The 15,303-nt window shown below is 62.9% G+C and carries 14 protein-coding genes; 8 read left to right on the forward strand and 6 right to left on the reverse strand.

Going from position 1 to position 15,303, the window contains the following annotated elements:
- The first annotated feature begins 325 nt into the window (after nt 1-325).
- From LB513_RS12490 to LB513_RS12500, 3 genes are read left to right on the forward strand one after another with little or no spacing between them, the layout of a single operon-like run.
- The gene (locus LB513_RS12490; RefSeq protein ID WP_224663811.1) at nt 326-1,414 is read left to right on the forward strand and encodes a CobW family GTP-binding protein; all 1,089 of its coding nucleotides are present in this window, start codon (nt 326-328) and stop codon (nt 1,412-1,414) included.
- 10 nt (nt 1,415-1,424) lie between these two features.
- Nucleotides 1,425-1,799: an Imm45 family immunity protein gene (gene imm45, locus LB513_RS12495; protein WP_224663812.1), complete on the forward strand. Its 375-nt coding sequence runs from the start codon at nt 1,425-1,427 to the stop codon at nt 1,797-1,799.
- Nucleotides 1,777-2,751 (forward strand): WD40 repeat domain-containing protein, encoded by a 975-nt coding sequence (locus LB513_RS12500; protein ID WP_224663813.1) that lies wholly within the window; start codon nt 1,777-1,779, stop codon nt 2,749-2,751. The genes imm45 and LB513_RS12500 overlap by 23 nt, the downstream gene beginning before the upstream one ends.
- Nucleotides 2,752-2,765: 14 nt before the next feature.
- On the opposite strand, the gene LB513_RS12505 is transcribed toward LB513_RS12500, so the two are convergent.
- Complete coding sequence (locus LB513_RS12505) at nt 2,766-3,227, reverse strand: hypothetical protein (protein ID WP_224663814.1); 462 nt, start codon at nt 3,225-3,227, stop codon at nt 2,766-2,768.
- A 151-nt stretch (nt 3,228-3,378) separates the two neighbouring features.
- On the opposite strand from LB513_RS12505, the gene LB513_RS12510 reads away from it, so the two are divergent.
- The 4 genes from LB513_RS12510 (at nt 3,379) to LB513_RS12525 (ending at nt 8,939) form a co-directional block, all read left to right on the forward strand.
- Nucleotides 3,379-4,752: an aspartate aminotransferase family protein gene (locus LB513_RS12510; protein ID WP_224663815.1), complete on the forward strand. Its 1,374-nt coding sequence runs from the start codon at nt 3,379-3,381 to the stop codon at nt 4,750-4,752.
- Nucleotides 4,753-4,763: 11 nt separating this feature from the next.
- The gene (locus LB513_RS12515; protein ID WP_224663964.1) at nt 4,764-6,170 is read left to right on the forward strand and encodes a glutamine synthetase family protein; all 1,407 of its coding nucleotides are present in this window, start codon (nt 4,764-4,766) and stop codon (nt 6,168-6,170) included.
- Between the two features lie 68 nt (nt 6,171-6,238).
- Nucleotides 6,239-7,474, forward strand: coding sequence for a putative DNA modification/repair radical SAM protein (locus LB513_RS12520; protein ID WP_224663816.1), 1,236 nt, complete (start codon nt 6,239-6,241; stop codon nt 7,472-7,474).
- A 1-nt stretch (nt 7,475) separates the two neighbouring features.
- Nucleotides 7,476-8,939, forward strand: a complete 1,464-nt coding sequence (locus LB513_RS12525) for a UdgX family uracil-DNA binding protein (RefSeq protein WP_224663817.1) — start codon at nt 7,476-7,478, stop codon at nt 8,937-8,939.
- Between the two features lie 36 nt (nt 8,940-8,975).
- Here the strand turns inward: LB513_RS12525 and LB513_RS12530 are convergent, their stop codons facing one another.
- The 4 genes from LB513_RS12530 to LB513_RS12545 form a co-directional block, all read right to left on the reverse strand.
- Nucleotides 8,976-10,241 carry a glycerate kinase gene (locus LB513_RS12530; RefSeq protein ID WP_224663818.1) on the reverse strand — a complete coding sequence of 422 codons (1,266 nt, stop codon included), beginning with the start codon at nt 10,239-10,241 and terminating at the stop codon, nt 8,976-8,978.
- Nucleotides 10,238-10,741 carry a heme-degrading domain-containing protein gene (locus tag LB513_RS12535; RefSeq protein WP_224663819.1) on the reverse strand — a complete coding sequence of 168 codons (504 nt, stop codon included), beginning with the start codon at nt 10,739-10,741 and terminating at the stop codon, nt 10,238-10,240. The genes LB513_RS12530 and LB513_RS12535 overlap by 4 nt, the downstream gene beginning before the upstream one ends.
- A 78-nt stretch (nt 10,742-10,819) precedes the next feature.
- The gene (gene guaD, locus LB513_RS12540) at nt 10,820-12,133 is read right to left on the reverse strand and encodes a guanine deaminase (protein ID WP_224663820.1); all 1,314 of its coding nucleotides are present in this window, start codon (nt 12,131-12,133) and stop codon (nt 10,820-10,822) included.
- A gap of 2 nt (nt 12,134-12,135) precedes the next feature.
- Nucleotides 12,136-13,353: a urate hydroxylase PuuD gene (locus LB513_RS12545; RefSeq protein WP_224663821.1), complete on the reverse strand. Its 1,218-nt coding sequence runs from the start codon at nt 13,351-13,353 to the stop codon at nt 12,136-12,138.
- 136 nt (nt 13,354-13,489) lie between these two features.
- On the opposite strand from LB513_RS12545, the gene LB513_RS12550 reads away from it, so the two are divergent.
- Nucleotides 13,490-14,413 carry a LysR family transcriptional regulator gene (locus LB513_RS12550; RefSeq protein WP_224663822.1) on the forward strand — a complete coding sequence of 308 codons (924 nt, stop codon included), beginning with the start codon at nt 13,490-13,492 and terminating at the stop codon, nt 14,411-14,413.
- A gap of 36 nt (nt 14,414-14,449) precedes the next feature.
- Here the strand turns inward: LB513_RS12550 and LB513_RS12555 are convergent, their stop codons facing one another.
- Complete coding sequence (locus LB513_RS12555; protein WP_224663823.1) at nt 14,450-15,286, reverse strand: PhzF family phenazine biosynthesis protein; 837 nt, start codon at nt 15,284-15,286, stop codon at nt 14,450-14,452.
- Nucleotides 15,287-15,303 lie beyond the last annotated feature (17 nt).

Genomic DNA, 15,303 nt, shown 5'->3' on the forward strand with positions numbered 1-15,303 from the left:
GCGCCAAACAGCTTTGCCGGCAAGCATTGTAGTATTCGCGGTGGCTAATGCCAGATGATTATTTCAGTTAGATGACAAATGACTTTTCTCGCAATCCCAGAGCCGTTTCCTGGCCGCAATAGGGAAGGATCGCGACAATGTCGCGTCAAGCGAAACCATAGTTCCTCGGTCCTTACCGCCGCCGTTTTTTAGCCCCGCAGCACCCCCTCCCCGCCGACAAGCATTCGCGGTTTGATTGGTGCAAATGCCCGGCACACATCCTATATGGAGCGATACCCCCTTTCGCGGCCCTGATCTTCAGGGTCATTTTTTTCGAGGCAAGGCCATGAGCGACGCACAGACGCAGATTCCCGTAACCGTTCTGACCGGCTATCTCGGCGCCGGCAAGACGACGCTGCTTAACCGCATCCTGTCGGAAAACCACGGCAAGCGCTACGCCGTCATCGTCAATGAGTTCGGCGAAATCGGCATCGACAATGACCTGATCGTGGAATCCGACGAGGAGATCTACGAGATGAACAATGGCTGCGTCTGCTGCACGGTGCGCGGCGACCTGATCCGCGTCGTCGAAGGGCTGATGCGCCGGCCCGGCCGCTTCGACGCCATCCTGGTCGAGACCACTGGCCTCGCCGATCCGGTGCCGGTGGCGCAGACCTTCTTCATGGACGATGATGTGCGCTCCAAGACCAGGCTCGACGCGGTGGTCGCGCTGGTCGACGCCAAGCATCTGCCTTTGCGGCTCAAGGATTCCAAGGAAGCCGAGGACCAGATCGCCTTCGCCGACGTCGTCGTGCTCAACAAGACCGACCTCGTGACCCCCGAAGAACTCGCCAAGGTCGAGGCGACCATCCGCGCCATCAATCCGGCGGCCAGAATCCATCGCACGAGCCGCGCCGGCGTCGCCTTGTCCGAAGTGCTCGATCGCGGCGCCTTCGATCTTTCGCGGGCGTTGGAGAACGATCCGCATTTCCTCGAGGCTCATGACGACCACCATCATCATGATCACGACCATGATCATGATCATCACGATCACGACGGCCACGATCACCACCACCACGACCATGATGGGCATGACCACGCCGGGCACGACCACGCCCATCCCTCCGATATCCATGACGTGACCGTTCAGTCGGTATCGTTGCGCGGCGGCGAAATGGATCCGAAAAAATTCTTCCCCTGGATCGAAAAAATTACCCAGATGGAAGGCCCCAACATCCTGCGCCTGAAGGGTATCATCGCGCTCAAGGGCGATGACGAGCGCTACGTGATCCAGGGCGTCCACATGATCATCGAGGGCGACCACCAGCGCGCCTGGAAGGACGGCGAGAAACATGAGAGCCGGCTTGTGTTCATCGGTCGCGACCTCGACGCCGAGCGGCTAAAGAACAGTTTCGACGCCTGCCAGGCCGCCTGACCTGAAGGCAATGCCGCGTCTGCTCGCTCTTGCCGAGGATTTCTTGATCGTCGGCGATATGGTCCGACTGTCCGACAATTACGATCTCGGGCCCGGCTCCGGCCCGGTCGATCTGCTGGTTTTCGATCCTCATGACTCTGCGGCCGGCCTCGGCCTCATGGTTGCATCCGGCTACAAGGCAGGTCTGGTCCTGGCGGTGTTGCCGGCTGAAAGCCTGTTCGAGAAAAAACGCGCCATTTCGAAATTCTGGCTTATCGAAAACTGGGACAAATGGTTTGTCTTCACCTATCAAGGCGGCCCGGTTCCGATCGTGGACACCGTCATCCTGCGCTGGAACGAACGAATGACCGTTGAGACTTGCCATGCCGACCGTCGCCCCGCTTGATCTCGAAGGCCATTGCATGGCCGCTGTCTTCCTCGACGACGTGCCGCATTTCGCGCTGGCCGACGGTTCAGTCCACCGGCTCGACAATGGCCACAAGTCAGTCCCGGCCAATGACGGGCTGCTCGCGGCCATCCACGATGCCGCCAATGACCGGCTGATCACCGGCGGCGAGGACGGCAAGGTGTTCACCGTCAAAGCGGGCGGCGATGTCGTGGAACTGGCCAGTGCCGGCAAGAAGTGGATCACCAGCGTCGCCGCCGGCCCGCAGGGCGCCATCGCCTATGCGACCGGGAAGACTGCCCTGGTGCGCTTCGCCGACGGCAAGACGCGCGAGTTTGTGCACCCGCGTTCCGTCGAGGGGCTGGCGTTTTCGCCCAAGGGCATGCGCTTCGGCGTTGCCCGCTACAATGGCGCGACGCTGCATTTCCCGGCCGCCGAGGGCAAGCCGGTGGAATTGGAATGGGCGGGCGCCCATACCGGCATCACCTTTTCGCCAGACGGCGCCTTCCTCGTCACCACGATGCAGGAAAACGCGCTGCACGGCTGGAAGCTGGCCGATGGCAAGCACATGCGCATGACCGGCTATCCCGGCAAGGTCAAAAGCCTGTCCTGGAGCGCCAAGGGCAAGTGGCTGGCAAGTTCCGGTGCGCCGGCGGCGATCGTCTGGCCGTTTTCAGGCAAGGACGGGCCGATGGGCAAGGCGCCGCTGGAACTGGGCACGCGCGGCAACACGATGGTGACCTGCGTGGCATGCCATCCAAGCCAGGATGTCGTCGCGATCGGCTACGACGACGGGATGGTGATCGCCGCCCGCTTCGCCGACGCCAAGGAGGTATTGCTGCGCCGGCAGGGGAAGGGCGCCGTCACCTCGATGATGTGGGACAGGCAAGAACGCCGCATCGCGTTCGGCAGTGCGGCCGGGGATTGCGGCGTCATCGACATTTCGGCTTAGCCCGACGCAGCCGATCACTCGGCTCCGCACGAGACCTTGCCCGTCAGATCGGTGGTCTCGCCGTCCTTGTCCCTGTCGGCGGCGCTGTCATAGATGGCAAGCGTGTATTTGCCATCATAGACACCTTCATCGCTGGCCGTGGTCAGGATCGTCAATTCGACGGAGCTGAAGCTCTTGGCGACATCCTGTTCGTGGTAGATGTTCAGCCGCAACTCCTTGTTGTCGAGCCAGTATTGGGTCAGGTTGGATTGCTCGAACACAGTCTTGCGTAATCCATCACCGACCGCCCTCGCCTTGATTTCCAGGTTGCCGCGAAAGTTGAAAGTCGGGCCGCCCAGGCCTCTGGTGACGCCGGCAGCGACGTCCAATGCCACCGCACTATCGTCGACATTGCACCAGATGCCGCCCGAGGCGAAAGCAGTGCCAGCCGTCGACAACATCGACAACAGCATCGTCGCGCAGCCCATGATCCGCATTGTTTCCCCCAACAACTCGCGCTCATTTGGCACCAACGTCGCCAGCACGGTCAAGCGCTTCCACCGAAGGCTGAGCCAATGGAAGCCTGCGCTCGGCCAGTTGCGATTGCGGCCGTGGATTGGCTAAGAGGTAGAGGCAAGAGGGGTTTCCATGCACAGCAGTTCAAACACCATTGGCGGCATAGACCGTAAGCGCATCGCCGAGTTGCGCGAGACCGAGGGCGCGGCTTTCCGCGTGGCACGACCGAAATCCGAGGCCAAGGTCGGCAACGGCCTGCCCGGCTTCTTCGGCGGCGTTCCCATGCACTGGATGAACGATTGGCCGACGCCATTTCCGATCCTGGTCGACAGCGCAAAAGGCGCCACGATTATCGACATCGATGGCAACAGGCTCGACGATTTCTGCCTGGGCGACACGGGCTCGATGTTCGGCCACTCGCCAGCGCCGGTGGCCCGCGCTATCCGCCACCAGGCCGGCCGCGGCTTGACCTATATGCTGCCGTCGGAAGATGCGCTCGCTATCGGCCCGCTGTTGCAGCAGCGCTTCGGCCTGCCTTTCTGGCAGATCGCGACGACGGCGACCGACGCCAACCGCTTTGCGTTGCGCGTTGCCCGCGCCGTCACGGGACGCGAAAAGATCCTGGTCTTCAATGGCTGCTATCACGGCTCCGTCGACGAGACGATGGTGCGCTTGATCGATGGCAAGCCCGTCAACCGGCCTGGATTGGCGGGCGAGTTCCGCGACCTGACCCGGGCGACGAAAATCATCGAGTTCAACGACATTCCCGCGCTTGAAGCGGCGCTCAGGGACAAGGATGTCGCCTGCGTCATCACCGAGCCGGTGCTGACCAATTCCTGCATGGTGCTCGCCGATCCGGGCTTTCACGATGCCCTGCGCAAGCTCACGCGTGAAGCGGGCACCCTGCTTCTGATCGACGAGACGCATACAATCTCTACCGGGCCCGGCGGCTACACCAGGAAATATGGGCTCGATCCGGATCTCTTCGTGCTTGGTAAGCCTATCGCCGGCGGCATTCCGGCAAGCGTGTGGGGCATGAGCGAGGAGGTCGCCTCGCGCTACGCCGATTACAACAGGACCAAGGAGCCGGGCTATTCCGGCATGGGCACGACGCTTTCGGCAAACCCGCTGCAGTTCGCCGCGATGCGCGCCACGCTGGAAAAGGTGATGACCGATGAGAATTATGAGCGCATGGACCATCTGGCGCGGCGGCTTGATGCCGGGCTGACCGGCGTGATCGACCGCTACGATCTTCCATGGCACGTCGCCCGCGTGGGGGCCCGCGTCGAATTCATCTGTGCGCCCGGGCCGCTTCGCAATGGCGCGGAAGCCGAGACTGCGCATGCTCCGGAGCTCGAAGCCGCCATCCATGTCGCCCTGGTCAATCGTGGCGTGCTGATCGCGCCTTTCCACAATATGATGCTGATATCGCCCGCGACGTCGACCGCTCAGGTCAACCGCCTGATCACGGCCTTTGGCGCGGTTGCGGCAAGGCTCGCGGCATGAGACAAGCGGCCATGGACAATCCTGATGGCATCGTGACGTCTCCTTCGGGATCGTCGCCCACCGAAGCGCTGGCCTTTCTCGAGGCCCATCCCGAGATCGAGGCCTTCGACATCGTGCTGACCGACGCCAACGGCGTTGGCCGCGGCAAGATCGTGCGCCGGCATGAGCTGAAAGGCATTTTCGAGGGCGGCCGCCATATGCCGATCTCCATCCTCGGCCTCGACATCACCGGCGAGGATGTGCACGAAACCGGCCTGATCTGGACCACCGGCGACGGCGATTTACGGGCCTGGCCGATTCCCGGCACGCTGGTGCCGCTCTACGGCACAAATCCGCCGCGCGGCCAATTGCTGATGGCGATGTACATGCTCGATGGACGGCCGATGTCGTCGGATCCGCGGCTAGCCTTGGCAAGGCAGGTCGATATCCTGGCGGCCAGGGGCCTCTATCCGGCCGGCGCCTTCGAACTGGAATTCTTCCTGCTGGCCAACGAGCGCGACGCCGACGGCAAGGTGCAGCCGGCGCGCGCGGTGCTCGATGGCCGCGTTTCCGGCAAGACGGAGGTCTATTCGGTCGATCACCTGCATGGCATGGAGCCGCTGTTCTCCGACATCTATGCCGCGGCCAAGGCACAGGGTATCCCGGCCGAGACGGTGATCTCCGAATATGCGCCCGGCCAATACGAGCTGACCCTTAACTACCGCAAAGACGTGATGCGGGCAGCCGACGACCTGGTGATGCTGAAGCGGCTGGTGCGCGCCCAGGCGCGCCGACATGGCGTGACCGCCTGCTTCATGGCCAAGCCGATCGAGAAATATGCCGGTTCCGGCATGCATTTCCATGTCTCGCTGCAGGACAAGGCCGGCCGCAATGTCTTTGCCGAAGCCGGAGGCGAGAGCTGGTCGCTGCCATTGCTGCAAGGGCTCGGCGGGCTGATCCAGACGATGGCCGAATCGATGCTGGTGTTTGCGCCGCACGCCAATTCCTGGCGGCGCTTTGTTTCGCAATCCTACGCGCCGGTTGCGCCGACCTGGGGCGTCAACAACCGTTCGGTGGCGCTGCGCGTGCCGGCCGGCGATGCAAAGAATCGGCGCATCGAGCACCGGCCCTCCGGTGTCGACGCCAATCCCTACCTGATCGCGGCGACCGTGCTGGCCGGCATCGTCAAGGGACTGGATGAGGGTCTCGACCCCGGCCCGGAAACGACCGGCAATGGCTACGAGGCGGCGGTCACCCGCACGACGATGCCGGTCGACTGGCGCTCAGCCATCGAGGCGGCACGGGGATCGACGTTCCTGAAGGATGCGCTTGGCGAAGACCTGCACAGAACCTTCGTCGCTATCAAGCAGTCCGAATATCTGCGGGTGGCGCGCACCGTCAGCGAACTCGACTATCACCTCTATCTGTATGAGGTGTGATCTCACTTTTTCGGTCCGCAACGCAAAATGATGTAGCGCCCGGGGTCATAAGAACGTAACATGAACGGATGAGCGTGCCCACCATCCGTGATAAGCTGGCGATCCTGTCCGACGCAGCCAAGTACGACGCCTCCTGCGCCTCTTCAGGCTCGACGAAAAAAGATTCGAAGAAAACCGGCGGCATCGGCTCCATCGAGGGCATGGGCATCTGCCATTCCTATGCGCCCGACGGCCGCTGCATTTCCCTCTTGAAAATACTGCTGACCAATTTCTGCATCTACGATTGCAGCTATTGCATCAACCGCTCGTCATCGAACGTGCGCCGGGCTCGATTCAGCGTCGACGAGGTGGTGAAGCTGACGATGGATTTCTACCGGCGCAACTATATCGAGGGCCTGTTCCTGTCCTCCGGCGTCATCCGTTCGCCCGACGAAACAATGGGCGAGATGGTCGAGGTGGCGCGGCGGCTGCGCCTGGAGGAGAAGTTCTCCGGCTATATCCATCTTAAGACCATTCCGGAAAGCTCGGCCGAGCTGGTCGAAAAGGCAGGCCTCTATGCAGACCGGCTGTCGATCAATGTCGAACTCCCGACCGACGAGGGCGTGAAACGGCTGGCGCCGGAGAAGAAGCCGGAAACAATCCGCCTATCCATGGCGAAGTTGCGCCAGAAAATGGAGGAAAAGGCCGAGCCGACACTGCGAACAAAGAAGCGGGAGCGTTTCGCGCCCGGCGGCCAGTCGACGCAGATGATCGTGGGCGCCGACAAGACATCCGACGACGGCATATTGCACACCAGCGCGCGGCTCTATGGCAGTTATCATTTGCGGCGGGTCTATTATTCGGCCTTCAGCCCGATACCGGATTCGTCATCGGCCCTGCCGCTGCAGAAGCCGCCGCTGATGCGCGAGCACCGGCTCTATCAGGCCGACTGGCTGATGCGCTTCTATGGTTTCTCGCAGCCGGAGATCCTGGCCGGCAGCAGCGACGGCATGCTTGACCTCGCCATCGATCCGAAGCTGGCCTGGGCGCTGCGCAATAGGGGGCAATTTCCGGTCGACATCAACCGCGCCGATCGTGAAGCGCTGTTGCGCGTGCCTGGTCTCGGCACGAAGGTAGTGGCGAAAATTCTGACGACGCGGCGCCATAAGCGGCTGCGCCTCGAGGATGTCGGGCGTATTTGCCAGTCCATCGCCAAACTCAGGCCTTTCATCATCGCGGAGGGCTGGACACCGGGCACGCTCACGGACAAGGCCGGCTTGCGCGAAACCATCGTGCGTTCCTGCGAACAGCTGTCGTTGTTTTGAGATGCAGCCGGCTGAACTCAATCTGGCCCGATACAATGTCCGGCTCGACAGCGAGACCGATTTCGCCGGCTGGCGCGATGCTGCGCGGCGGCTGGCGCTCAATGAAGTCGGGCCTGACGATATTAATTGGAGCGTCGCGATCGGCTCGGAGCAGAGGCCAGGAGATTTGCCGGCTGTGCCTTCAGGCGCGCAACTCGTGGTGCCACGGGATTTCATCGGCCGAGCGGAAACAGCCTTCTGCCATTCCGATCCCAGCCGGTTTGCATTTCTCTACCGGCTGCTGTGGCGGCTGCGCATCGAGCCCAAACTGCTGGCCATCGCGTCGGATCCCGACACCAGGCGGCTTGAAGCCATGGAAAAGGCGGTGCGACGCGACAGCCACAAGATGCACGCCTTCGTGCGCTTCCGGAAGATCGGCGATGGCGATGACGAACGCTACGTTGCCTGGTTCGAACCGGATCATTTCATCGTCGAGCGCAACGCTGATTTTTTCGTCAGGCGTTTCACCGGTATGCGCTGGACTATCCTGACGCCGCATGCTTCCGCCGACTGGGACGGCGAGAGGCTGGCCATCGGGCCGGGCGCGGCCAAGGGCGATGCCCCCGACCAGGACGACACCGAGGCGCTGTGGCGCACCTATTTCGAGAACATCTTCAACCCGGCGCGGCTGAAGGTGAAGGCAATGCAGAAGGAGATGCCGAAGAAGTACTGGCGGAACCTTCCCGAGGCTTCGCTCATTCCAGAACTGATCGCAGGAGCGGACAAGGCCGCCAAAGAGATGATTGCCAGAATGCCGACGGAGCCGGCCCCGCATCACGCCAAGGTGCAGGCCAAGCACTGGCCGAAGCAGGACGCGTTGCCTGAACTCGATGATGCCACGACGACTTCTGAATTGCGCGAAGCGGCAAAGGGGTGCCGTCGCTGCCCGCTGTGGCGCGACGCGACCCAGACCGTTTTCGGCGAGGGGCCGGACAATGCCAAGGTGATCTTCGTCGGCGAGCAACCCGGCGATCAGGAGGACCTCGCCGGCAAACCGTTCATCGGCCCGGCAGGCAAGGTGTTCGACGCCATACTCGACGATGCCGGGGTCGACCGGCAGAAGGTCTATGTCACCAATGCGGTCAAGCATTTCAAATTCGAGCCGCGCGGCAAGCGCCGCATCCACTCCAAGCCGAATGCCGGCGAGGTGCAGGCGTGCCGTTGGTGGATCGACAGGGAATTCGCGCTGATCAAGCCCGACCTTGCCGTGGCGCTCGGCGCGACGGCGGCGTTGTCGCTGCTGGGCAAGGCAATCCCGGTGACGAAAATGCGTGGCCAGGTGATTGAGCGCGAGGACGGTCTGCGCGTCTTCATCACCATCCATCCCTCCTTCATCCTGCGCATCCACGAGCCGGCGGACAAGGAGGCGGAGCGCGCGCGGTTCTTGCACGACATGAAGCAGGTCAAGGCCCTGATGGCTACTTGAGATGGGCGCTGGGCAGCGTGTTGCCCCTTTCGCGCTCTACCTGATCAGGATCGCCCTTAGATCATTGACGTTCGTGCCCGTAGGTCCTGGCACGAACAGATCGCCAACCGCGTTGAAGGCCGTCCAGGCATTGTTGCCAGCCAGCATTGCTTTGGCGTCGACGCCTGCCGCGCGCATCCGCGAGACCGTCGAACCGTCGGCGAAAGCGCCGGCATTGTCTTGCGACCCGTCGATGCCGTCGGTGTCGGCGGCCAATGCATGAATGCCATCGACGCCGCTGATGCCGATGGCGAAGGCGAGCAGGAACTCCGAGTTGCGGCCGCCCTTGCCCTTAGCACGCAGGGTGACGGTCGTTTCTCCGCCCGAGAGGATCAGCACCGGTTTCCGAAACGGCCGATCGCGTGTCGCCACTTCGCGAGCGATCGCGGCATGGACGCCGCCGACTTCGCGCGCTTCGCCTTCGATGGAGTCGGACAGGATGACCGCATCGATGCCCAAGCGCTTGGCTTGCGCGGCTGCCGCCTCCAGCGAGACGCCGGCGGAGGCAATCAGATGGACTTCGTTGCGCAAGAAACGATCATCGTCCGGGCTTGGGGCATCGGCGGCCGGAGAGTTGATATGCGCCATCACCGCTGCAGGCAGTTTCACGCCATAGGCCGAGATCGACGCCAGCGCGTCCTGGCGGCTGCCGCTGTCGGGAACGGTCGGGCCCGAGGCGACCAAAGCCGGATTATCGCCAGGGATATCGGATACCACCAGCGAAACCACCCTGGCCGGCCACGCCGCTGCCGCCAACCGACCGCCTTTGATGGTGGAGACGTGCTTGCGGATAGTGTTCATGGCTGCGATGGGCGCTCCTGAAGCAAGCAGCGCCTCGTTGACGGCGATTTCGTCGGCGAGCGTCAAGCCCTTTGCCGGCGCGGGCAGGAGGGCCGACCCGCCACCGGAAATCAGCGCAACGACCAAATCGTCGGCCGTCAAACCCTGGACCTTTTCGAGCAGGCGCCTCGAGGCCTCGAGCCCGGCCGCGTCAGGCACCGGATGTGCTGCCTCGATAATCTCTACGCGTTCGCATTTGGCGCCATAGCCATAGCGGGTGACGACAAGCCCTTCGAGCGGCCCGTCCCACGCCTTCTCGAACGCCGCAGCCATCTGCGCCGAGCCCTTGCCCGCGCCAATGACGATGGTGCGGCCCTTCGGCCTGGCCGGCAGATGATCCCGGATGGTGCGTTCCGGGTCGGCCGCGGCAACTGCGGCGTCGAAGATGGCGATGAGGAACGATTTCGGGTCAGTAAGGGTCATTCGGCTTCCGGCGGTAGCGCCAGTCCGCGCCTGTCGATCCCGAGATGCTCGCAGATCGCATCGACGACCACGCCGTGGTCCTCGCGCTCCGGCAGGCCCGACACGGCGATGACGCCGATGACGCCGGCGCCCTTGACCGTCACCGGAAAGCCGCCGCCGGCCAGCACATAGTCCGCAATGTCGAGGCCTTCACCGAGCTTGAAGGCGCGGTCTGGGCGCTGCTGCTCCAGCACCATGCGATAGCTGCTTCTGAGGAACCGCCTGACCACATTGACCTTGCGCCGCGCCCAGTCCGGATTGGAGGCGTTGGAACCCGGCATGGCGGCATAGAAAAGCGGCCTGTCGAAGGTCCTGATGTCGACGATGATCGGCAGGCTTTCAGCGAGCGCGCGCTCGCGGATGGCCGAACCGATCTTGAACGCGACGGCTTCATCGAAGGTGGAAAAGACAAGCGTCGTTTCTTGGCTCTTGATCAGAGCGATGTCTTCGGCAACGGGCATGTCGTCCCCCTGTCAGCTTCGCCGCACGCTTTGACCGATGGCCGCCCTGCGGTCAAGTCGTGTACAACGGCGCGGCTTCTAAGACGCGATATCCGTCTTCGCTGCCCGCCCGGCGACATAGACCTCGCGCACCGTGCGGTCGTCGCCAAGCGTTTGCAGGAGAAAGAGTTCCTGGGCCAGAGTGGTCACCGTTTCCATGCGCAGCCGCATTGCGGGCGTGGCGCGGGCATCCAGCACCACGATATCGGCATCGGTGCCTTCCTCCAGCGTGCCGACCCTCTCCTGCACCGACAGTGCCTCGGCATTGCCGCGCGTGATCTGCCAGAAAGACTGGAACGGGTTCAGCTTCTCGCCGTTCAGCGCGATCACCTTGTAGCCCTCATCCATGGTGCGCAGCATGGAATAATTGGTTCCGCCGCCGACATCGGTGGCGGTGGCGATGCGGAGCGGCTTGTCGCGGCGGCGATAGCGCTGGTAGTCGAACAGGCCGGAACCAAGGAACAGGTTCGAAGTCGGGCAGAACACCGCCACCGAACCGCTCTGCGACAAGGCGTCGGCCTCGCGTTCCGACAGATGGATGCAGTGGCCGAACAGGCTCTTCTTCCCCAGCAACCCATAATGCTCGTAGATGTCGGTGTAGTCGCGCGACCAGGGGTAAAGGTCCTGCGTAAGCGCGATCTCGGCATGGTTTTCCGACAGATGCGTCTGCATGTGCAGGTCGGGATGTTCGCGGCACAGCGCGCCCGCCATTTCCAGTTGCTCAGGCGACGAGGTGATGGCGAAGCGCGGCGTGATGGCGTAGCGCTGGCGACCCTTGCCGTGCCATTCCTTGATCAGCGCCTTCGTGTCGTCATAGCCGGATTGCGGCGTGTCGAGCACCCCCTCCGGTGCGTTGCGGTCCATCATCACCTTGCCGGCGATGTTGAGCATGTCGCGGTCATGCGACTCGGCAAAGAAGGATTCGACCGACGCCCTGTGCACCGAGCAGTAGGCGGCGACCGTCGTGGTGCCGTGGCGCACCATCTCGTCGAGGAACAGCCGCGCGATGCGGCGGCCATGCTGGGCGTCGGCGAATTTCGCTTCTTCCGGGAACGTGTAGGTGTTCAGCCAGTCGAGCAGTTCGGCGCCATAGGAGGCGATGACCTGCATCTGCGGGACATGCACATGCGCGTCGATGAAGCCGGGGAGCAGCAGATGTGGCCGATGGTCGATCTTCTCTGTCGCTTCGCCAGCCAGTCTTTCGACATCGCTATACGCGCCAGCAGCAACGATCCTGCCATCGCGCAGCAGCAGGCCGCCATCCTCCTCGTAGCGCCAGGCGGCCTGGTCATCGATGGTTTCCGGCCAGCGCAGGAACGACAGCGTGCGGCCACGCAGGAGGGTCGAACTCATGCCTATTTCTCCGCGCCTTCGTACCATGCCACCAGCAGCGCGCGCTCCTTGTCCGATATTTGCGACACGTTGGCGGGTGGCATGGCGTGGCTGCGGCCTGCCTGCAGATAGATCTCGCGAGCGTGGTTGGCGATGTTGGCGTCGGTGTCGAGCATCACGCCCTTGGGCGCATGATAGATGCCCTCATAGACCGGTTCGGCAGAATGACACATCGAGCAACGGCCGAGCACTGTGTCACGCACGGCCGGAAAATGCGCCGACGCGACATAGACCCGAGCCGCCGCCGATTCCTTGGGTTCGCCGGTCAGCAGCTTCGGCGCGGTCGACAACCACATGATGATGATGAACAGGACAAGCGCGCCAAGCCAGGTCCAGTGCGGGTTGCCCTTGCGGGCGTGGACGGTGTTGAAATAATGCCGGATCAGCACGCCGATGATGAAGACCAACGAGGCGATGACCCAGTTGAACTCAGTGCCGAACGCCAGCGGATAATGGTTCGAAAGCATCAGGAACAGCACGGGCAGCGTCAGGTAGTTGTTATGCAGCGAACGCTGCTTGGCGATCTTGCCGTATTTCGGATCCGGCTTGCGGCCGGCGATCAGGTCGGCGACGACAATCTTCTGGTTCGGGATGATGGCCATGAAGACGTTGGCCGACATGATCGTCGCGGTGATGGCGCCAAGATGCAGAAACGCGGCGCGGCCGGTGAACAGATGTGTCAGCCCCCAGGCGATGAACACCAGCACGCAGTAGAGCACCAGCATCAGGCCGGTATCGCTTTTGCCCAGCGGCGATCGGCACAGCAGGTCATACACGACCCAACCGACGCCGATCGTCGCCAGCGACAGAAGGATGCCGACCGGCACCGAGATGTTGAGCACGTTGGGATCGATCAGGAACAGGTCGGCGCCGGCATAGTAGACCACGCACAGCATGGCGAAACCGGACAGCCAGGTGGCGTAGGATTCCCATTTGAACCAGGTCAGGTGCTCCGGCATCTCGGCCGGCGCCACCAGATATTTCTGGATGTGATAGAAGCCGCCGCCATGCACCTGCCACTCCTCGCCGAAGGCGCCGACCGGCATGCCGGGACGTTGGGTCAGGCCGAGATCGAGCGCGACGAAATAGAAGGACGAGCCGATCCAGGCGATGCCGGTGATGACATGTAGCCAGCGGACGGCAAAGCTCAGCCAGTCCCAGAAAATCGCGAAGTCCATCATCGAAGTCGTCCCTGCGGATTCCCGCGACTTTACGGGTTGGAACGCAAACGGAAAGAGGTGAGGTGCGCGATGACTTTCAAAAAAAATTGGAAAATACTAGTCTGCCGCGTGTAGCCGCGTGAGAGCCCCGGACGAAATGGCCTATCTCGACAACATCGCCGTCTTTGTCCGCGTCGTCGAACTCGGCAACCTGTCGGCGGCGGGCCGCGATATGCGCATCTCGCCTGCGGTCGCGTCCAACCGCATCAAGGAACTGGAGAAGCATCTTGGCGTGCGGCTGTTCAACCGCACGACGCGGCAGCTGATGCCGACCGAACACGGTACCGTTTTCTACCCGGGCGCCAAGCAGGTGCTGGAGGCAATCACGGAGGCCGAAGCCGCGGTCTCGGCATTGTCCGGCCAACCGCGGGGCACCGTACGCGTCACGGCTCCGCTCGGTCTCGGCCGCCGGATCGTGGCGTCGGGCATCCCCGATTTCCACGACAAATATCCGGATATCGAGGTTCGGCTTCGGCTTTCAGACCACAATGTCGATATCATGAAGGAGGGCATCGACGTCGCCTTCCGGCTCGGCATCATCGAGGATTCCAGCCTCCGGATGCGCGGCATCATGGAATGCGAACGCGTGCTGGTGGCGGCGCCGAAATATCTCGAGACGCGTGGCGAGCCCGCAGAGCCGCAGGAGCTGATCGGCAGGAGGCATGACTGCCTGATGCTGCGTTATTCCGGCGCGCGCGAATATGTATGGACGCTGCAGACGTCGGCCGGCCCTCAGAAATTCGAGGTGCATGGACCATACGACACGGACGATGGCGATGTCCTCACCGGCTGGGCCTTGTCCGGACGCGGGATCATCAACAAACCCCGCTTCGAGGTCGAGCCGTTCATCCGCGACCGCCGGCTCAAGGTCATTCTAGCTCATACACCGCCGGTGCCGGTTCAGTTCGCCGCCGTCTACCCGCACAAGAAATTGCAGGATCCCAAGGTGCGACTGCTGCTCGATTTCATGGCCGAGCGTTGCCAGCGGCTGATCAACGAGATCCTTGCAGGCAAGCGATAGCTCCGATGAGCCGCCCTTCCGCATGGAGCGACGCTTCTATGCCTGGTCCATCATCCTGGCCGTTCCCGAGACTTTGATCGAGCTGCCCGCGGCCGGCGGGATGTCCGCGCGCAGGCGCGAGCGCATGCCCATGTCCTCGCCTTGCACGATCTCAATCGCGCCGCCATGTGCCCAGCCTATGTCACGAAGATAACCGGCGAAGGCTGCCGTCGCCGCGCCCGTTGCAGGATCCTCGTAGACACCGCCGGAAGCAAAAGGATTGCGGGTGTGGAAAAGACGCGGCGTTTCGGCAAAGGCGAGGAGTATCGTAACCAGCCCTTCGCGGCGCATCAGGGTCTGCCCTGCCTTGATCTCATAGGCCATTGCGGCGAGCGCCTCGCGCGTGCCGAGGGCCAGGACAAGATGGTCGGCGCCGCCGTGGATCAGCGCCGGCGGTATCGCGGGATCGAGGTCGGCGGGCGTATAGCCGAAGAGCTCCAGCGCTTCGGCAACCAGCCGAGGCGGGGCTGGCTTGCTGCTGGTCGGCGGCGATTGCAGCGCCGCCGCGACATTGGCACCATCGCGAAACCCTTCGACGGTGATGCTCGCCTGGTTGAGAGTCAACGGGAAAACCCCATCGCCAAATTGCCGGACCAGCGCCGCGCCGAGGGCAATGGTGGCATGGCCACAGAAGGGGACTTCCGATTCCGGCGAGAAATAGCGGACCCGCCAACCAGTGCCGTGCGGCGCGGCAAAAGCGGTTTCTGAGAAGCCGACGTCGGCCGCAATACGCTGCATGGCGGCCGCATCGGGCAAGGCATCGCCTATCACGACGCCAGCGGGATTGCCGCCGGCATCCCCATCCGAAAAGGCCGCGATCTTCAGCACTTCCATCTGCTTTTCCCTCATAG

Source organism: Mesorhizobium sp. ES1-1 (genome assembly GCF_020164785.1).
Taxonomy (GTDB): domain Bacteria; phylum Pseudomonadota; class Alphaproteobacteria; order Rhizobiales; family Rhizobiaceae; genus Mesorhizobium.